Origin of the sequence: Bacillus cereus group sp. MYBK227-1 (genome assembly GCF_051916325.1) — a bacterium.
Lineage (GTDB): Bacteria > Bacillota > Bacilli > Bacillales > Bacillaceae_G > Bacillus_A > Bacillus_A cereus.
This window is the reverse complement of record NZ_JBQAGK010000003.1, coordinates 347,586-366,979: the sequence shown is the minus strand read 5'-3', so window position 1 is coordinate 366,979 and position 19,394 is coordinate 347,586. Positions and strand designations below refer to the sequence as shown.

Here is a 19,394-nt window from a genome sequence, read left to right as displayed (position 1 = left end):
CAAGATTAAAAACTACCTGTATTCACGTTTTCTGGACGATCTACAGGTTTTATTAACTTTCCGCCCTTTTCATCTATAAGATTTGCTTTTCCATTCACTTCAATAGAAATATTTTTCACACCTTTCTTTTCTGTTAAAGATAAAACTAACGACTTCAATACGTAATTTGAGATCATATTTTTATCTGGGTTTACAAATATATTTTCATTAAAGTTTAATGTAAGATTTCCGTCTTGTAATTTCGGATTCGTAATAAGCTTAACGCCTGGATTAAAATCATTCAGGAGCGATTGATGGATCGGACCTTTTACAAGTTCATCTATAATTGCTGCATAGTCATTTTCTTTACCTTCCGCAACGCGGCGTGTGACTGGTACGTAGTATTGCTGTTTATTATTATTTTGCGCCATAAAATACAGTGTGACTGGTTTTGTATTTGTTACATCTGCTACTTGTTCATCATCGAAGTTAATACCATTTGCACGGCTCACTCCTTCACCAAGCGGTGTACCACCAACCGGCATCTTTGCCAATTTCTCACCATTTATTTGGAACTGCACTTGTTTTATCTCTGTAAATTGCGTCAACGTCCAAGCTATAGATTCAACGATTTGACGCTCTTCTTCTTTCGCATAGTTTTTCATTTCTTTAGAGAAATCAATAACTGCCGTTCCGTCCTTTTTCAAATCTAAAGTCATCGTTGTATTCGCCGGAATGACTGCACGAAACCCATTCGGTAATAAATTCGTTACCGGTCCATCTTTCACAAGGTATTCTAACGTTTGCTTCACAGTCTCATTTGCTTTCGGAGTAGGTATAGCTAACGTTTGTGGTACAACATAACCATTTTTATCAACAAGGTATAGTTCTCTGTTTACCATTTGCCCTTGCTTATCTTTTTTAGCTACTTCTTTCTTCCCACCCTCTGTATACGTAACTTGTTTTGGCGGATCAATTTGTTCAGTTGCTTTCTCTTGATTTATAAAGCCACACCCTGTTAGTAAAACAGCGCTCACAGTAGCACCAACAACCCATTTAAAAGTGGATTTAGGCATGCCATTCCCCCCTAAAATCTAAGTTTGTACTATTATGTATACGAGCTGTTTCACGTTTTAGAACAAGCTGCGCCTCTTATAAATTGAAACTTTAATCAGTAGGGGTCTTACTCCCCAGCAAATAGCAAGATAAAACAAAAACTCCTGATTTCTCAGGAGCTCACTTATATAAATTCTACTATTATTCTTTTTCTAAATGAATATGCTTCACATTTTCAATCGGTTGACCGAACCATTTTGATGCAATTTCTTTAAACAAGCCTATTTTTCCTGTTGTTAAGAAGAGATGATCGCTTTGTTCTTCTCCTTCATTCAACATTTTACTATGATATAAGATTGTACTTACTTCACGTGCTGTTTCATCACCAGAACTAATTAGTTGCACTTTATCTCCCATTACTTTTTTAATAACAGGTCCTAAAATCGGATAATGTGTACACCCTAATATAAGTGTATCAATATCGGTACTTTTCAGTGGTTGCAGCGTTTCTCTTACAACTTCATACGCCATTTCACTTTCGAAATTCCCACTCTCTACAAGTTCAACGAAAGGTGGACAAGCTAAACTTTCTACCATAACACGGTTATTAATAGACTTTAACGCCTCTTCGTATGCACCACTTTTCACCGTTCCAATCGTTCCAATAATCCCAACGTGATACGTGTTTGTCACTTTTAAAGCTGTACGTGATCCTGGGTGAATAACTCCTACTACTGGAATTGGTAATTGTTTTTGCATCTCTTCTAATACAACTGCAGTTGCTGTATTACACGCAATAACTAACATTTTAATATTTAAGTCTAGTAAATGCTCTGTCATTTCCCACGTAAATTGACGTACTTCTTCTCGAGAACGTGGACCATAAGGACAACGTGCTGTATCTCCTAAATATATGATACGCTCTTTCGGCAACTGACGAATTAATTCCTTCGCTACTGTTAAACCGCCAACTCCTGAATCGATAACACCGATTGCTCTATTCAACTTCATCACCCGTTTTCTCATTCATCATCTTTTATGTTTATCATTATATTTTACACACTTTAAGTTCGCTCACTTCAAATGCTTCTGTATGAAAATTTTCATTTTCCCATGTATAGACTAGGACCTTTTTTATTTTGCTCCTTTTTTTCGTAATTTGCAAGATAGAAAAATAACCGACCTTCTATAAGAAAGTCGGTTTCTTCTATATAAAGTGCATATTCATTGCTCCATCTTTTTTTGAAAAGAAGACATTCCCATTAATAAGAAGAAATGAGCAGCAATTAAAATGACGATCAAAATAAAATTCAATCGATAACTATTTGTAGATTCCATAATTTTGCTCGCTACAGCTGGTCCAAATGCCATACCGAAAAAGTTAATTAAATTATATAAACCAAGACCGACTCCAACTTTAGCTGGATTTAATGTTTTCGGGATAAATGTGTTTAATGATACTTGAATTGCCGAATAACTCATAAATGTTAAAATAACCGCAAATAAAATAAAGAGTAAGTTCCCGTCCGGAATAATCCCTAAAATTAAAAAGCCAATGATCATAACTACAGAAGCTACATACATCATCTTCACATTCCCAAACGAAGGAATAATCTTTCCGGTAATAAAACTAGATACAATACCAAAGAGAGATGCAATAAACAATACAATTCCAATAACGAATGGAGACAATCCATGTCCTCTTCCTAACAGTAATGGTAATAATAATAAACTAGCACATAACGCCACATTAATGATAAATCCGACCGCTATTAAACGAAGTAATGGTTTATTTGTAAATAACTCAATATCAATAAACGGCGACTCCGTTCTCTTCATATGAGCCTTAAATAAAAATAGAAAAACAACAGATAACACAAAAAGCCAACTATTAATATTAACTCCTAATAAAATGGTCGTAATCAATACAAATAATAAAATTGCTCCAATGAAATCAAAGCGAAACACTTCATCTGTATGTCGCGCCTCTTCTGGCATAAATTTTACGAGTAAGAAAATACCAATCATTGAAATAACCATAAATAAAAATAAATACGGCCACCCTAACGTATTTGTAATTGCCCCACCTACTAAAGGTCCAATACCAACCGCTAATGCAATAGAAGAACTAATCATTGCTAACGCACCTGGTTTTTTAGCTGGAGCAACTAATTTCGCCACCGCAATCATACTAAGCGCAATAAACGCTGCTCCGCCGCTCGCCTGCACTAACCTTGCGAAAATGATAATTTCATAAGATTGATTCACAAATCCAACAATAGAACCAGCTACAAATATGATAATAGAAATAATTAATAGTCTTTTTACACTGTAACGATCAGCCAGCTTTCCATATATTATCGAACCAATACCGACAACTAAGGAATACCCTACTACAACCCAGCTTACTTTCGATTGACTAATTGATAAATCATTGGCAATATCCTCTAGCGCTACATTAAATAACACAGCGTTCATCGGTCCTAACAAAACAATAAAACATAATGTAAAAACAAACCATTTCGAATGGTTTCTTATATCTTTCCCCATGTGTAACACTCTCCTGATTGCAATTTTAAAACTATCAAACTATAGATAAAAAAATGAACTTATTTAAATGTTGTATCACCACTAAACAACTTCATTAAATGTATAAATGGTGCTAATTTATCGCGCGATAAATTGAATTCGAAACGAAACACGTATGTTGTTCGATATTCATGGAACTATCATAGTTTCAGCATTACAGTTTGTCAACGAAAAATATACAAAGTAAACTAATTAAGTCTTTTTAGTTTACTTTGTTCAAAAGTTATTATACACTAATTTCGAAGCCGATATAAGGAGGACTGGCATGATTATTCAAATTTACATTTTTTAACTTAATAAAATGAAACGCATACAGAACTTTTATATAAAAGAGACATTATAGGAGGATTATGATGAAGAGAAAAATGTTAGTTGTATTAACAAGCGTAGAAAAATACCCAAATTTAAATAGGGCTACCGGACTTTGGCTTGGTGAAGCTGTACATTTCGTAAAAAAAGTAGAAGAAGCGGGTTACGAAGTTGATTACGTCAGTCCACAAGGCGGTTATACACCAATTGATCCACATAGTTTAGCAATGGCGGAGAGTATCGATTGGGAATGGTATCAAAAGAAAGAGTTTATGAATCGCCTCGGTTCTACAATGAAACCAAGTGAAGTGAATCCAGAAGACTACGCTGTTATTTATTACGCAGGTGGCCACGGGGTTATTTGGGACTTCCCAGAAAATAAAGAACTTCAAAATATTAGCCGCAATATTTATGAAAACGGCGGAATTGTTTCTTCGGTTTGTCATGGAGCTGCTGGTTTATTTCATATTACATTAAGCAATGGGGATCGTTTAATTAGCGGTAAGAAGGTAACAGGCTTTTCAAATGAAGAAGAAAAATTAGCTGAATTAGATCAATTCGTTCCATTTTTAACAGAAGATAAACTCATTAAAAATGGAGGACTTTACGAAAAAGCCGCGCAACCGTGGGAAGCTTATGCTCTAGAAGATAATCGTGTTATCACTGGTCAAAACCCAGCTTCAGGTGGTCTAGTAGCCGAATTAGTATTAAAACAGTTGCAAAAATAATATGTACTAAAAAAGCAGATTCTCCTCTATTAAGGGAGATCTGCTTTTTTACGAAATCATTTGCAAAATAGCAATAACTTCTTTTTCAATTTCAGAATCATCAATTGCTTCTATATACTCTGGTTTAAAAAGTTGATACTTCTTTAATTGATAAAAATCAAGTATCGCTTTCTTTAACGTAATATCGTACTGAATACAAAAAGAATGATCTATAATACGTCTTAACATCACATCATCTTGTACCATAAATAATTGTGCATTCATTTTATTAAAATAACCTTGTTCCATACCCGCTTCAAAAAACATTTGCAAATTATGGTTACGATTTTGTTGGGCAGCGACTAATTGATCCGACAAATGCGGATATGCTTCTTTCAAATCTTGCAAAAAAACATCCGAAATATATGTCACACATTTTAAAGAATGGATAAACGTCTTTTGGAAACGTTCTGTAAATGACATACTTTCATCTTGATTATCCGCATCACCTTCGAGTAGATAGTTCATGAAATCCTCTACTACCGCCTCAATAATTTCATCTTTCGAAGAAAAACGTTTATATAAAGTAGCTTTACTAATATCCATATATTTCGCAATTTCATCTATTTTCAATTGGCTAAAACTTGTCTTTCTAATAATGGGCTTTATTTTATTAATATAAGTATTTGCACATGCGACTTTTCTCATTTAAAAGAGCCTCCCCTTTTGTCCATACAAAATAGTATAGCAAATTCACGAATGATTATAAATGAAGTTATTATACTCACTATGCCTTTTTAGTTTATTACATTTTCATATACTATACATAAAAAACTATAATCAATTATTACCAACTGGACGGTTACAAACCAATTTCGAGGCGGGAATTTTAGAATACAGTGAAACTTTAATCAGTGGGGGGGCGTTCATCCCCACTGATTATTAGCTCTCACCAATCGGGGGTCCTACTGCCCGGCAAATAGAGGGATAAAAATACCCACTACCTTTGTTAGTAGCGGGTACTTTTTCTATAATTTATTTACAGCCCTTTTTATAGCCTTACCTATTTCCACGCTAGACTGTGGATTTTGTCCTGTAATTAAATGACCATCTACTACTACATGCGGCGTAAAATTGGGGGCTACATAAAACAAAGCTCCTTCTTCTTTCAACTTACTTTCTAGCAAAAACGGAACGCGCTTTTCTAAATGTACAGCTCTTTCTTCATCGTTTGTATAACCTGTTATACGCTTACCCGCAACAAAAAACGAGCCATCCTTATTTTTCACACCGACTAAAGAGCTTACTCCGTGACAAACAGCCGCTACAATCCGGTTATTGTTATACATATTCTCAATCAAATTTGCTACATATGGATTACCTGGAAAATCTACAATCGCCCCGTGCCCACCACCAAATAAAACCGCATCATAATCCGAAAAATGAACATTTGAAATCGGCTTCGTATTTTGCAATAAAGAAGCTACATGCTTGAATTCGCGAGGTATACCATTCGGAATAGACACTCTATCTATAGGTACTCTCCCGCCTTTTATTGACACAATATCAACATCAAACTTAGCCTTTTTTAATACATGATAAGGAGCTGCGAGCTCTTCAAGCCACAAACCAGTCGGGTGTCCATTCATATCATGAGCACTTGTTGAAACTAACAGTATCCTTTTCAACATATCCCCTCCTTATTACCTATTTATGTATGAAACGTTTTTATCATTCATATAGCAAGTGAAGCAAACAAAAAAATAGCCGACTTTTATATAAAAGTCGGCTGCTTTCTTATAATTCGAGCTCTCCCATACGAAGAAGCTCCACAACTGCTTGTGAACGTCCTTTAACCCCTAGCTTTTGCATTGCGTTTGAGATGTGGTTGCGAACTGTCTTTTCACTTATAAAAAGTTCACCTGCAATTTCCTTCGTTGTTTTATCTTGAACCAGCAATTCAAATACTTCTCTCTCTCTCTTTGTGAGTAAAGGTTTAGATTGATACGCTTTTTCCTTCAACTGGTATAACCCTCCTTGCTTAAGCCAGAGCTGTGTATGTGTAAGTTGGGTGTTTATTTAGTCAAGATATTGTATGAACGAAATGTGCAGGTGGTGAATGAAAATGGGCTTTATTTCCTATGTTATTTTAGACTTTTATACAGTGCGTACACTCTTTTTATCCACTTACTTTCCAACGCGCCATATTTGTTCTAGCAATATACTTACAACCGTACCTACAAATAAGCCATTACCGAATATATATTGCATAACAGACGGCAAGGATTGGAGTGCTCCAGACGGTAAAAACATAACGCCGCTGCCAAATAATACTGCAACGCCTAAAATCGTTACATTCCTTTCACTCATCGGCACTTGTTTTATATTATTAAATCCAATTCCAATTAACTGTACGAACGAAGCCATTAAAACAGCCGATGCGACAGCTGATGGTAAAGATGCTAAGTAACGAATAATACTTGGAAAAAGAGACATTACGACTAGTAACGCACATGCCATTAAGAACGATCGGATATATTTTTGTTTTGTTAAACGTATAAATCCTGCCGTTGCTGGTAACGGAACGACACCTACAGTTGAAAATACAGAAGAGATGATATGCGAAATCCCCCCAACCCATGTTCCATCTTTCAACTGTTTTTGTTCAATAGTCGCTTTATGAATAGTTGCTTGATTAATTGCTATAATAGCTGCCACCGTATTCGAAACTAAAATACATACCATAACAAAACTTGATACAGCCATACCTGTATTCCATTTTGGAAGCCCCCAAGCAAATATATGTGGAAGTTGCACAAAATGAGTTACTTGAGATGGGATTGTCACTTTTCCTGCAATGAGAAAAATAATCCACCCACTAATTAATCCTATTAAAACTGCATAACTTTTGACAAAGCCTTTTCCAAAATTAGATAGTATAATAACGAACAGAAATATACTAAACGCGATCATTGCTGTAAATCCGTCGATTTGAGAAATAGTAGCTGTAATTCCTAACATTCCTTTTAAAAACACACCACTTAATTGTAAACATAATAAAAGTAAAAACGTCCCTGTCACAAGCGGCGTAAATAAAAATAAAATACGTCCTATAAAACCAGTTACTCCTAATCCTATAAAAATAATACCGGAGATTATCATTCCTAATTCTAAAATTTGCAGTGTACTATGTAATTGATCTTGTCCGGCCGTTGCATAAGCAAGTACGGTAAATACACCAACCCAAGATCCAGCCGGCCCATCCGCAATTGGTAGTCTATGCCCAAGCCATCCTTGTAAAAAAGAAGATATACCAACTACAAAAAACGTACGCTGCATTAAATAAAATATTTCTTCCGTCGTAAGATGAAATAATCCGCCAACGACAATTGGTAGTGCGATTGAATTTGCTAATAAAAATATAAACCATTGTAAAGTTCCCATAATATGATTTTGGTTATGTTGATTGTCCAATTTTTTCATCCCTTCTAGCTTTCCTATAAAAATATATTGTAAGAATAAAAAAGAAGAGTTCTATCCTCACCATTAGAACCCTCCTCAAAATATTTAAACGATTCTTCTACACAAGATTATTTAATTCCACCTCATTTAAACTTCCAACAACAATATTTCCTTTATACACGACTAAACGTTTTTCTGTTTGACGCGCTACTGCTTCAGCAGCGCATGTCGCATTCGTCAAAACAAAGCTCGCTTCATCCCCTACATTCGGCCATACTCGCTTCCCTTCCTTATTTAACGTTTCTTTTCCTCCTGTAATAAAGCGGAGTGCTTTTCCTAAAGACCTTTCGTCACTCCACCCAAAACGCTCTGCTAATCGATTCGCCTTTTGAAGCATATCACCTGTTCCAAACGGTGACCAATGATCTGTAATGCTATCATTGCCTAATGAAACCTTAACACCTTTTTTATCTAATAACGGAATTGGGATTACTTGTTTACCAATTGGCACTGTTGAAGTAATATCAATATTTACATTTGCGAGTCTTTCTGCCACTTCTTCAGCCTCTTTATCAGTAACACCACCAAGTCCAAGTGCATGACTAATCGTTACACGGCCTTGCCATCCTGCTTCTTCTGTTAAACTTGCCAATCTCTTCATCGTAAACGTTCCAAGATTATTCGCATCGTGCAAATGAATATCAACATCCGCATTAAATTCGACTGCGATATCCATAATTGTATGTAATGACTTTTCAATGTCATTATCCACTGTAGCTGGATCTACTCCTCCGACTAGATTGGCACCCATACGCATCGCATCTTTCACGAGTTGCACAGAATTACTGCGCAATAATCCATGTTGCGGAAACGCAACAATTCTACTAGATACTCGATTTTTATATGTTTCTAATGCCGCTAACGTCGCCTCCAAATTACCAAGCCCAATAATTGGATCAACATTACAATGCGTTCTAATATTCGTTGCACCATTTTGCAGTAGTAACTCTAGCATATTTTCCGCTCTATTTTGAGCAGTCGCTAATTGCTTTGGTAAAATTTTTTCTTCTTCATTAAAACGTGTAAAAATACTTTCTGCTGGCATACAAGCTTTCCATGGGCCACTATAATATGTTTTATCAATGTGAATGTGCATCTCTTTGAAAGCTGGCAACATTAATAAGTTCTTAGCATCAAAAGTTACTATATCTTCCTCTTGAACAATCCCTTTTATAATTTTTTTAATTCGACCATCTTCAATAAGTAAACTGCATAATTCTGTTTCTGTTTGTGAAATTCTCTCTTCTTCATATGTATATCCTGATTCAAGCATTACGTTAGTCAACCAATATACTGTCATCTCTATTTCCCCACCCTTTATTAAAAATCACCTCATAACTACAAGTTTAATATCCACTGAAAATTAAGACAATTAATACGATCGCTTCTCACAAAAAAATGTAATACAACCCCATAGTCTTCTCATAAATTTCCATATAGAATAAAAGTATGCAGTTTGATATAAAAAGGAGTTGATTGGAATATGTCAAAAAGGTTATGTAAATCCGAAACTGATAAAATGCTATTTGGTATATGTGGTGGTTTAGGAGAATATTTTGATATTAGCTCTACTCTTATTCGTATCATTTGGGTTATTGCTGTTTTATGTTTTGGGACAGGATTTTTAGTTTATTTCATTTGTTTATTACTTATGCCACGTTCGTACTAATGGCATCATTTCACATACTTAAGAAGAGCAAATCACCTATAGAATCCTATAGGTGATTTTTTCATGAAGAATATTTCATCGTTAAATGTAATACCGCCACTTCTTCTTCTTCATTTTTATAAATATGCTTCTTATTCGCTTCAAATTGAATGGAATCAAACTCATTTAATTCGTATACATCATTCTCCACTTGAATAGACATTTTCCCTTTCATTACCGTTACAAGCTCAATCGCACCTTCATGATGAGCTTCTGGCTCATATATACTATTTGATCGTAAACAAGCACGGTGCATTTCCATCCCTGTTTCTTTCGTATAACGGAACATCGTTTCTAAATGCCACGCTTGTCCTTCATCTACTGCAAATCCTTCTCCACAGCGCGCAACAGCTACAGGTTCTCCAGCAACCATTAATCTGGATAAAGGAATTGATAACCCTTTCGTTATTTTCCAAATGACAGCTAGTGTCGGATTTGTTTCCCCTCTTTCTATCTTTCCTAATGTTAATTTACTAACTCCTGTTTTATGGGCTAATTCTTCTAAACTTAATTTCTGTTCATTTCGAATTTGTCTCAATAACTGTCCAACTTGTTGAATGACTTCTTTCGTTTGCATATCTTCATTTTCTTTCATATATAAAACCACCTCAAAGTATAAAATAGTTTACTTTTAACAATTAAAAGTATATCATACTATACATAATTATTTATTTTCGAAAGGAGTGCTATACTTCATGCGCGCAATTTTATTAGGTCTTTTATCATCGGCCTTTTTTTCTGCAACCTTTATTATTAATAGAGCAATGAATGTATCTGGAACGAGCTGGGCTTGGACAGCTTCCTTCCGTTTTTTATTTGCTCTTCCTATTTTATTCCTTATCGTTTTATTTCGCAAAAACTTTAGGGGATTATGGGAAGAGTTAAAAAAACATCCATTGGCATGGATCGGATGGGGTTCTGTTGCCGGTATTGGTTTTTATTCTTTATTAAGTTTCTCAGCTGCCTTTTCTCCAGCTTGGCTCGTTGCTGGAACTTGGCAAGTTACGATTTTAGCTGGTTTACTACTATCACCACTATTTTTCGTGAAAATAGAAACAAAATCAGGTACGAAACTTGTACGCGGAAAAATTCCACTTCGTAGCTTATATGTTGCATTATTTATTTTACTTGGTGTAATTTGTATGCAAGCAACTGCCGCAGGCCATATTACAATGACTCAGTTCATTTCAGGTTTTTTACCTGTCGTATTAGCCGCTTTCTTATATCCGTTCGGTAACCGAAAAATGATGGAGCTTGTTGGTGGACGCCTTGATACGTTCCAACGTGTATTAGGAATGGCAATTGGAAGTCTTCCTATAACAATCTTGCTTGGTATATACGGATTTTCTACTACTGGCATTCCAACATCCAACCAAATGCTTCAAGGATTTTTGTTAGCATTATGTTCCGGCGTTATTGCAACGATGACATTTTTCTTTGCTACTGACTTAGCAAAAGATAACCTCGCTCTACTTGGAGCTGTTGAAGCAACACAAGCTGGAACGATGGTCTTTACCGTACTTGGAGAAATCATTTTCTTAAATGGTTCACTCCCTGGAGGACTTTCTCTCATCGGAATGATTATTATCATGTTAGGAATGGTTGCAAATAGTATTTTAAACCGTTCTGTTCCAGTCGTTAAACAGAAAAAATCGGCATAAAAAAAGGGTATGGTTCTATAGAGATGAACCATACTCTTTTTTATTGTCCCCCTATTTCGCCTTATCAGAATAGTATTTCATTGGCTGTTTATACTAAAACTTATGTTATAATACGTTTCATGCGCATTAATAGGAGGTAAATTATGTTAAAAAAAGCAATCGCTGAATTTATTGGTACATTTGTACTTGTATTATTCGGAACTGGAGTAGCTGTCACTGGCGGCGGAATTGAAGGAATTGGAACATTAGGAATCGCTATGGCTTTCGGCTTATCTATTGTAGCTATGGCATATAGCATCGGAACAATTTCTGGATGTCACATTAACCCAGCAGTATCAGTAGCTATGTTCATCAACAAACGAATGAACGCTATGGAACTTTGTTATTATGTATTAGCTCAAATTTTAGGTGGTTTATTAGGAACTGCAACGTTAGTAACAATTTTAAAATCTGCTAAAACACCTTTAGATAATTTAGGACAAAATGGTTTCGGAACTCTTGGTTTATCTGGAGCATTTTTAGTTGAGTTCATTTTAACTTTCGTATTTATTTTAGTTATCGTTGCTGTAACAGGTAAAAAAGGAAGTTCTTCTTTAGCTGGACTAGTAATTGGTTTCACATTAGTTTTAATTCACTTATTAGGAATTCCGTTAACTGGAACATCTGTTAACCCAGCTCGTAGTATCGCACCAGCTTTATTTGTTGGTGGAGAAGCACTTTCTCAACTATGGGTATTCATCGTAGCACCAATTCTTGGTGGTATCTTCGCAGCTATCGTAGGTAAATTCATTTTAAATACTGAAAAATAGAATTTTCAATATTTCTGAATAAAAAAATGCGAGCCCTCATTATGAGGAAGCTCGCTTTTTTTATTCTTTCATTTTAGACTTTAAATTTGTAACTAATTGATCTACCGTTACATTTGCAAGTACGTTTTCCATCGCTTCTTGCGCTTGCATTAAAATAATTTCTAATACTGATTGAATATTAGCTCCTACTGGACATTCAATGTTGGGATTTTCATGGAAGGAAAATAGTTGTCCTTCTTCTACAACTTCCACTGCTTTATATACATCAAGTAATGTAATTTCTTCTAAATCTCGAGCAAGTGTCGTACCACCTTTACCAGCTTGTACATCAACAAGTCCTGCTCTCTTCAACATTCCTGTAATGCGACGAATCACAACTGGATTTGTATTCACACTACCGGCAATCCATTCAGAGGTACAGCGAGAGTTTCGATCTATCGCAAGTAATGTCAGCATATGAACACCTACTGTAAAACGACTACTAATCCCCATCTGCACACCCTCCTTTTTATTCATTCTATTAAAAGACGACTCTTATTATTATATACTATTTTTAATTTATACATAAAGAAAAAGCATGATTTCAATAGGAAATCATGCTTTTCTCTCATTATTGACGCTTTATAAATTTCGCTAAATCTTTAAATTTCACTTTATCTGAGTAATTCATTACGCCGTTTACGTAAATGCGGCTTGTAACAGCATTTAATACTGCAATTGTCGCCAATAAGACTGCTAATGTTATCGTAATTTCTAGCATACCTGCTTCACCAGCTACAATACGTGAGAAGGTAACCATCGGTGTAAAAAATGGAACGTAAGAACTTACAACAACGATAGTACTATTCGGATCACTTAATGATTTAATACTAATAAAGAATGCAGCCATAATTAAAATCATTACCGGGAAAGATACAGCTTGTAAATCCTCCGTCTTAGATACGACAGCTCCAGCAGCAGCATACATCATCGCATAAAGTAAATATCCCGTAATGAAATAAACAAGAAACATGCTGATAACTTTTGCATCTAATTTTGTAAAGTCAATTGGAATACCAAATAGTGAGGCACTTTCTAAATCGACCCAACCTAACAAATATGGAATAAGATAACCACACGCCAATACGACAAGTTGCAATAACGCCGTTGAAACAACCGCTAAAATTTTCGCATACATCATCGTAAGAGGCTTCACTTTCGGAAGCATTACTTCCATTACACGTGACGCCTTTTCAGATGCAATATTCATTGCGATTGTATTTCCGAACGCTACAATAAACATATATAAAGCAAATGTAAAGAAATAGGCAATTCCGAAAGAAGATGTACGATCTTTTATCGCTTCTTGCTTCACTTGAATTTCTGTTTGTAATTGCTGTGCAATTTCTGGTGAAACATTATTTTTGGCAATCGTTACCATCGTATATTGTTGCTTTAAATATCCTGCCATAATTGCAGAAGTTGCTTGGCTTGGAAATCCATTATACATATATGTAATCGATGGAGCCCCACCCTTTTCCGTCACATGGAATAGACCATCTAAATCGCCTTCTTCTACTTGCTTATGCAGTTTATCAAAATCATCCTTTGAACCAATTGTTATTTTTGCTGATGGCAATAGCTTATTTAGCTCATCTTTTTGTACTTTATATGTGGAACTCTCTACTACAACTGCAATTTTATCTTTATCCTTATTTTTATCATCGCCTGAAGTAAAATGATTAAATGCAAAAATCCCAAACACAACTAAAAATAAAATCGCACTCGTAATTAATGATTTCTTAGATAAAAACGCTTCCCTAAAATAAAATGAAAATACGTGAGAAAATTTACGCATCGTTATTTCGCCCTCTCTACAAAGATTTCGTTTAACGTCGGCTCTAACATTTTGAATTGTCGTAAGCTAACACCTTGCTCTTGCAACTGTTGCAAAATCTTGAGAGCTTCCGCATCGTCTTGTACTTTCACATAAAGAAGGCCTTGTTGTTTTTCATACGATACATGTATAGCTTCTAATCCCTTTTCATTCTCTACTGTATCTTCAATCGTTAAATTACGGAAACCGTATTCTTTCTTAATATCACTTAGCTGTCCTTTTACGACTGCTTCACCTTTTTTCAAAATACATACATGTTGGCAAAAAGCCTCTACTTGTTCCATACGATGACTTGATAAAATAATCGTCTTTCCGCTCTGTACTTGTTCTTCAATAATACTAGCTAACATCCCAGCATTAACTGGATCAAGGCCGCTGAATGGTTCATCTAGAATGAGAAGTTCCGGATTATGAAGAAGAGCAGCAATTAATTGGATTTTTTGCTGATTCCCTTTTGAAAGCTCTCCAGCCGTTTTAAATTTATATTCTGGTATCGCTAAACGCTCTAACCAGTGATCAATAGCGTGATCCACTTCTTTCTTCGACATTCCTTCTAATCTACCAAAATATCGCAGCTGATCTATTACTCTACTTTTTGTATATAAACCTCTTTCTTCTGGTAAATACCCAATTGTTACACCACTATTTCCAAATGCTTTTCCATCCCATGTAATCGAACCTTCATTAGGCGTTAATAATCCGAGAAGCATTTTGATTGTTGTTGTTTTCCCTGCACCATTTCGTCCAAGTAACCCTAGTACTTCACCTTTTGGTAACGAAATTTGCAAACCTTTAACTGCTTTTGATTCCCCAAATTGTTTCGTTAAGTTTTGAATTTGTAAACTCAAGTATAAAGCCTCCCCTTTAGTATCATTCGTACTCTCTTTCAAAGACTATGTTTATTCAAGACAAAATATAGCACCACGCTTCATCCTCTTATATGTAAACATCGTCATGAATCCATCATTTTCTCTATTTAGTTAAAATTGTAAATAAAAAAGTTCTTTTTGTCAATTATAATTGTCATTACGACAATAAAAATTGTCAAAACAACTATTATTATTTTGCTCATCTTTCTAATATAGGACATACTACTATATATACAAAAGACAATATGCAAATGTTCATATAAAAATATTATATTTTAATATATAATATAAAATGATTTTCTAACATCAAGGAGGATACATATGAAGATGAAGAGGGGCATTACCACTTTATTATCTGTAGCGGTTCTATCTACATCACTTGTAGCATGTTCAGGAACACCAGAGAAAACAGTGGCGAAAGAAGAGAAAGTAAAATTAACAGAACAACAATTAATGGCTGATTTATGGTATCAAACAGCCGGTGAAACGAAAGCACTTTACTACCAAGGGTACAACATTGGTCAATTAAAGCTTGATGCAATTCTTGCAAAAGGGACAGAGAAAAAACCTGCTATCGTGCTTGATTTAGACGAAACTGTTTTAGATAACAGTCCTCATCAGGCAATGAGCGTAAAAACAGGCAAAGGCTATCCTTACAAATGGGATGATTGGATTAACAAAGCTGAAGCTGAAGCCCTTCCAGGCGCAATTGATTTCTTAAAATATACAGAGTCTAAAGGTGTAGATATTTACTACATCTCAAATCGTAAAACGAATCAACTAGATGCGACAATTAAAAATCTTGAGCGTGTAGGTGCTCCTCAAGCAACGAAAGAACATATATTACTACAAGATCCGAAAGAAAAAGGAAAAGAAAAACGCCGTGAACTCGTTTCTCAAACCCATGATATTGTCTTATTCTTCGGTGATAACTTATCTGATTTCACAGGTTTTGATGGAAAATCTGTAAAAGATCGTAACCAAACAGTAGCAGATTCAAAAGCACAATTTGGTGAGAAATTCATTATTTTCCCGAATCCAATGTATGGCGATTGGGAAGGCGCTTTATATGATTATGATTTCAAAAAATCAGATGCAGAAAAAGATAAAATCCGTCGCGACAACTTAAAATCATTTGATGTAAAATAAAAGAGGATGGCATTCGCCATCCTCTTTTATTTTACTTTCTCTGTTAAAGGCAAGATAAATACTTCCACACGTCTATTCTTTGCCTTTCCTTCTTGTGTATCGTTTGGAGCAATTGAACGGTATTCTCCGTATCCAATCGCACTAAATTTTTCTGGTTGTAATTCTTTATTTTGCAGTAATACTTGCATAAAATTAACTGCCCGCTGCGTACTTAATTCCCAATTCGACGCAAACTGCGCATTGGCAATAGGGACATTATCCGTATGACCCGATACTGTAATTTCACGAGGTGACGCTGAAACAAGTAAGCTAGACATCTCTTTTGCAATCCCTAAAGATTCTAATTTCACATCTGCTTTCCCCGAATCAAACAGTATATTTTCTAATATTGTCACCATTAATCCCTTTTCAGTTAATTTAGTTTGAAAAGAAGAAGATAATTGTTTTTCATTAATATATTGATCAATCTTTTTTTGTAATGCTTTCAATTCATCCATCTCTTTTTTTTCTTTAGCTCTAGCTTCTTCTTGTTTTTTTGCTTGTTCTGCCTCAAGGCTACTTGCTGATAATTCTTTTTCATCATTTGGCTTTTGATCACTTAAAAATTCTTTGTTACCTGTTCCCCCAGCTAATTCACTTCGAAAAGCAACTGCCATCTGTTTAAACTTCGCAGCATCTATACTACTCATTGCGAATAAAACGATAAACAATGCAAATAACAACGTTAACATATCAGAATATGGGATTAACCACGTTTCATCGATATGCTCATCATGTTTTTTCTTTTTGCCTCTTCTATTTTTCTTACTCCGCATTTTTTTCTGCTCCTTTTTCTAGCTTTTTACGCTCAGTTGCAGAAAGTGCACCTAAAATGCGGTTCTTCATAATAAACGGATATGTACCTTCTTGTAACATTAATAAACAATCAATGATTAAACGTTTTTTCTCAATTTCAGCTGAAGATTTTTGCTTTAACTTATTTGCAAATGGATGCCATAATACGTAACCTGAAAAAATACCAAAAATCGTTGCAATAAACGCACCAGAAATAGCATGACCTAACTTTTCAATATCAGTTAAGTTACCAAGCGCAGCTACAAGACCGATAACAGCACCTAAAACTCCTAATGTCGGTGCATACGTACCAGCTTGTGAAAAAATAGCAGCTCCCTTTGCATGTCTTTCTTCAATTGCCTCTAATTCAGATTCCAAAATCTGCTCTAAATCTTCTGCGGATACGCCATCAATCACAAATTTCATACCGCGCAAAAGAAATTCATCTTGAATTTTGTCTAATTGTTGCTCTAAAGACAAAATACCGTATTTTCTACTTTCAGATGTCCAATGAACAAATAATTCTAGCAACTGTTCATAACTTAAATCCTTTTTATTTGAACCAAAAAGAACTTTAAATAGTTTTGGAACCCTTTTTAGTTGATTCATCGGAAATGCAATACATACTGCAGCAAATGTACCAATAAAAATAATTAATGCTGCGGCAGGATTTAATAAGGCTGTTATGTCAGCGCCCTTGACGACCATCCCTACTACCACTGCTACAAATCCTAAAATAAGTCCAATAATTGTTGCAAAATCCATTCCCATTCACTCCTAGTCTATACAAGAAGTTCTTTATTCTCGATAATCGCTACATCTTCTTATGTATATATATTACATAAAAAATGCAAATCATGAAAGATAAGAAATGAATTATATAAAAAAATACTACAAATTCACACATTTTCTGACATTTTCTTTGCATTTCTATTACGTTATGACTCTTATATTCCTTTTCCAACAAACTAGATTTATAATAAAAAAACAATACACATTTTATGAAGAAGGGACTGTGATTACAAGGCATCATGAAAAAGATAATAATTATTTCTGCCACTACTATTGTAATCGGGATCACATCTTTCGCTTACTTTGGTTCTAAAACACCACTACATAATGAAGCAAAAGCTGTCGAAAGTCAAAAGCATAATAACCATAAAAAAGAAGAGATTCCTGCTTTTCCAAAAGCTGATCATAATGCAAAGAAAATAGACAATGACTTTTCAGTTGTAACAAATCCAAAATCTAATCTTGTCTTAATTAATAAACATCGAAAACTACCAGATGGATACATTCCTGAAGACTTAACGAGACCAAATGTACCATTTATTAGTCCAAAAGATAAAGAAAAAACATTGCTGCGCAAAGATGCTGCCGAGGCACTTGAAAACATGTTCAAAGCTGCGAAAAAAGAAGGGCTTGATCTTACAGCTGTATCTGGTTATCGTTCATACAAACGCCAAAAATCGTTGCATGATACATACGTTAGACGTCAAGGAAAAGCCGAAGCTAATTCGGTAAGCGCAATTCCTGGTACAAGTGAACACCAAACGGGTTTAGCAATGGATATTAGTTCAAAATCAGCTAAATTTCAATTAGAGCCTATCTTCGGAGAGACAGCAGAAGGAAAATGGGTCGCGGAACATGCTCATGAATTCGGCTTTGTCATTCGTTACTTAGAAGATAAAACAGATACAACAGAATATGCCTATGAACCATGGCACTTACGCTACGTTGGTAATCCATACGCTACATACCTATATAAACATCACTTAACATTAGAAGAAGCGATGGAAGACAAAAAATAAGAGAGCAAATTGCTCTCTTATTTTTCTTTCACTCTATTATTGTAGTAATTTCTTCTTCCATTCTTCAGGCCATGGTTCGCCTCTTCCTGTTTTTTTCGAAGCTTGAACCATCATTCCGCGACCTACTAAACAAATCTCTCCTTCTGCATTCTTCACCATATAATGTAAATCTAAAGAAGAATTCCCGACCAATCCTGCCTTTACATACACCTTCAGCTGTTCATCAAAATATATTTGCTTAATAAAATTACATTGTAAATCCGCAACAACGATCATCGTTTCTGATGATGCATGTGTCCACTCTTGCATAAATCCAAGTTCTTTAAACAACGCAATACGAGCTTCTTCAAAATAAGTAAAAGCAACGACATTATTTACATGTCCAAACATATCTACTTCACCAAAACGAACCTTTACAGGGTTGTAAAACGAAAAACCACTTTCCCATTGCTCAAAGTCTTCAATATAAGAAATCCTCTTCATTGTTATCTCTCCTTTTCATCTTGAAATAAACA

The 19,394-nt window shown here is 35.0% G+C and carries 21 protein-coding genes; 6 read left to right on the top strand and 15 right to left on the bottom strand.

The window, feature by feature from the left end:
- Positions 1–5: 5 nt before the first annotated feature.
- The 3 genes from gerM to ACTFRM_RS15155 all read right to left on the bottom strand — a co-directional run bounded on the left by gerM (position 6) and on the right by ACTFRM_RS15155 (position 3,585).
- Positions 6–1,055: a spore germination protein GerM gene (gene gerM, locus ACTFRM_RS15165; protein WP_001126746.1), complete on the bottom strand. Its 1,050-nt coding sequence runs from the start codon at positions 1,053–1,055 to the stop codon at positions 6–8.
- Positions 1,056–1,236: 181 nt separating this feature from the next.
- Positions 1,237–2,046: a glutamate racemase gene (racE, locus tag ACTFRM_RS15160; RefSeq protein ID WP_000774005.1), complete on the bottom strand. Its 810-nt coding sequence runs from the start codon at positions 2,044–2,046 to the stop codon at positions 1,237–1,239.
- Between the two features lie 213 nt (positions 2,047–2,259).
- Positions 2,260–3,585, bottom strand: a complete 1,326-nt coding sequence (locus tag ACTFRM_RS15155; protein ID WP_000513856.1) for an MFS transporter — start codon at positions 3,583–3,585, stop codon at positions 2,260–2,262.
- 392 nt (positions 3,586–3,977) lie between these two features.
- Here ACTFRM_RS15155 and ACTFRM_RS15150 point away from each other — a divergent pair, with 392 nt between their 5' ends.
- Complete coding sequence (locus tag ACTFRM_RS15150) at positions 3,978–4,661, top strand: type 1 glutamine amidotransferase domain-containing protein (RefSeq protein WP_000823849.1); 684 nt, start codon at positions 3,978–3,980, stop codon at positions 4,659–4,661.
- A 48-nt stretch (positions 4,662–4,709) separates the two neighbouring features.
- On the opposite strand, the gene ACTFRM_RS15145 is transcribed toward ACTFRM_RS15150, so the two are convergent.
- From ACTFRM_RS15145 to ACTFRM_RS15125, 5 genes are all read right to left on the bottom strand, one after another.
- Complete coding sequence (locus ACTFRM_RS15145) at positions 4,710–5,348, bottom strand: TetR/AcrR family transcriptional regulator (RefSeq protein ID WP_001233006.1); 639 nt, start codon at positions 5,346–5,348, stop codon at positions 4,710–4,712.
- 320 nt (positions 5,349–5,668) lie between these two features.
- Positions 5,669–6,331, bottom strand: a complete 663-nt coding sequence (locus tag ACTFRM_RS15140) for a type 1 glutamine amidotransferase domain-containing protein (protein WP_000919607.1) — start codon at positions 6,329–6,331, stop codon at positions 5,669–5,671.
- Between the two features lie 106 nt (positions 6,332–6,437).
- Positions 6,438–6,662, bottom strand: coding sequence for a spore germination transcription factor GerE (gene gerE, locus ACTFRM_RS15135; protein ID WP_000659484.1), 225 nt, complete (start codon positions 6,660–6,662; stop codon positions 6,438–6,440).
- Positions 6,663–6,827: 165 nt separating this feature from the next.
- A complete protein-coding gene (locus ACTFRM_RS15130; protein ID WP_322372365.1) occupies positions 6,828–8,123 on the bottom strand; it encodes a purine/pyrimidine permease in 1,296 nt (431 codons plus the stop codon).
- 97 nt (positions 8,124–8,220) lie between these two features.
- Positions 8,221–9,462, bottom strand: a complete 1,242-nt coding sequence (locus ACTFRM_RS15125; protein WP_000219567.1) for an amidohydrolase family protein — start codon at positions 9,460–9,462, stop codon at positions 8,221–8,223.
- A 183-nt stretch (positions 9,463–9,645) separates the two neighbouring features.
- On the opposite strand from ACTFRM_RS15125, the gene ACTFRM_RS15120 reads away from it, so the two are divergent.
- Positions 9,646–9,831, top strand: a complete 186-nt coding sequence (locus tag ACTFRM_RS15120) for a PspC domain-containing protein (protein ID WP_000044334.1) — start codon at positions 9,646–9,648, stop codon at positions 9,829–9,831.
- Positions 9,832–9,892: 61 nt separating this feature from the next.
- Here the strand turns inward: ACTFRM_RS15120 and ACTFRM_RS15115 are convergent, their stop codons facing one another.
- Positions 9,893–10,465 (bottom strand): helix-turn-helix domain-containing protein, encoded by a 573-nt coding sequence (locus ACTFRM_RS15115; protein WP_322372364.1) that lies wholly within the window; start codon positions 10,463–10,465, stop codon positions 9,893–9,895.
- A 100-nt stretch (positions 10,466–10,565) separates the two neighbouring features.
- Here ACTFRM_RS15115 and ACTFRM_RS15110 point away from each other — a divergent pair, with 100 nt between their 5' ends.
- Entirely contained in the window at positions 10,566–11,531 is a 966-nt protein-coding gene (locus tag ACTFRM_RS15110; RefSeq protein WP_078386211.1) for a DMT family transporter, read from the top strand.
- A gap of 143 nt (positions 11,532–11,674) precedes the next feature.
- The gene (locus tag ACTFRM_RS15105) at positions 11,675–12,340 is read left to right on the top strand and encodes an aquaporin (protein WP_000913213.1); all 666 of its coding nucleotides are present in this window, start codon (positions 11,675–11,677) and stop codon (positions 12,338–12,340) included.
- A gap of 60 nt (positions 12,341–12,400) precedes the next feature.
- On the opposite strand, the gene ACTFRM_RS15100 is transcribed toward ACTFRM_RS15105, so the two are convergent.
- The 3 genes from ACTFRM_RS15100 to ACTFRM_RS15090 form a co-directional block, all read right to left on the bottom strand.
- Positions 12,401–12,832 carry an Rrf2 family transcriptional regulator gene (locus ACTFRM_RS15100; protein ID WP_000512998.1) on the bottom strand — a complete coding sequence of 144 codons (432 nt, stop codon included), beginning with the start codon at positions 12,830–12,832 and terminating at the stop codon, positions 12,401–12,403.
- A 118-nt stretch (positions 12,833–12,950) separates the two neighbouring features.
- Positions 12,951–14,177, bottom strand: a complete 1,227-nt coding sequence (locus ACTFRM_RS15095; protein WP_001224982.1) for an ABC transporter permease — start codon at positions 14,175–14,177, stop codon at positions 12,951–12,953.
- Positions 14,178–14,179: 2 nt separating this feature from the next.
- Positions 14,180–15,064 (bottom strand): ABC transporter ATP-binding protein, encoded by an 885-nt coding sequence (locus tag ACTFRM_RS15090; RefSeq protein WP_059303423.1) that lies wholly within the window; start codon positions 15,062–15,064, stop codon positions 14,180–14,182.
- A 342-nt stretch (positions 15,065–15,406) separates the two neighbouring features.
- Here ACTFRM_RS15090 and ACTFRM_RS15085 point away from each other — a divergent pair, with 342 nt between their 5' ends.
- Complete coding sequence (locus ACTFRM_RS15085) at positions 15,407–16,234, top strand: 5'-nucleotidase, lipoprotein e(P4) family (RefSeq protein WP_000782767.1); 828 nt, start codon at positions 15,407–15,409, stop codon at positions 16,232–16,234.
- 26 nt (positions 16,235–16,260) lie between these two features.
- Here ACTFRM_RS15085 and motB read toward each other — a convergent pair whose 3' ends face one another.
- Both motB and motA read right to left on the bottom strand, forming a co-directional pair.
- On the bottom strand, positions 16,261–17,049 hold the full coding sequence (gene motB / locus ACTFRM_RS15080; protein WP_001256734.1) for a flagellar motor protein MotB: 789 nt from the start codon (positions 17,047–17,049) through the stop codon (positions 16,261–16,263).
- Entirely contained in the window at positions 17,039–17,833 is a 795-nt protein-coding gene (gene motA / locus ACTFRM_RS15075; protein WP_000344853.1) for a flagellar motor stator protein MotA, read from the bottom strand. The genes motB and motA overlap by 11 nt, the downstream gene beginning before the upstream one ends.
- 266 nt (positions 17,834–18,099) lie before the next feature.
- On the opposite strand from motA, the gene ACTFRM_RS15070 reads away from it, so the two are divergent.
- On the top strand, positions 18,100–18,879 hold the full coding sequence (locus tag ACTFRM_RS15070) for a M15 family metallopeptidase (protein ID WP_000720201.1): 780 nt from the start codon (positions 18,100–18,102) through the stop codon (positions 18,877–18,879).
- Between the two features lie 36 nt (positions 18,880–18,915).
- Here ACTFRM_RS15070 and ACTFRM_RS15065 read toward each other — a convergent pair whose 3' ends face one another.
- Positions 18,916–19,362, bottom strand: a complete 447-nt coding sequence (locus ACTFRM_RS15065; protein WP_000822731.1) for an acyl-CoA thioesterase — start codon at positions 19,360–19,362, stop codon at positions 18,916–18,918.
- Positions 19,363–19,394 lie beyond the last annotated feature (32 nt).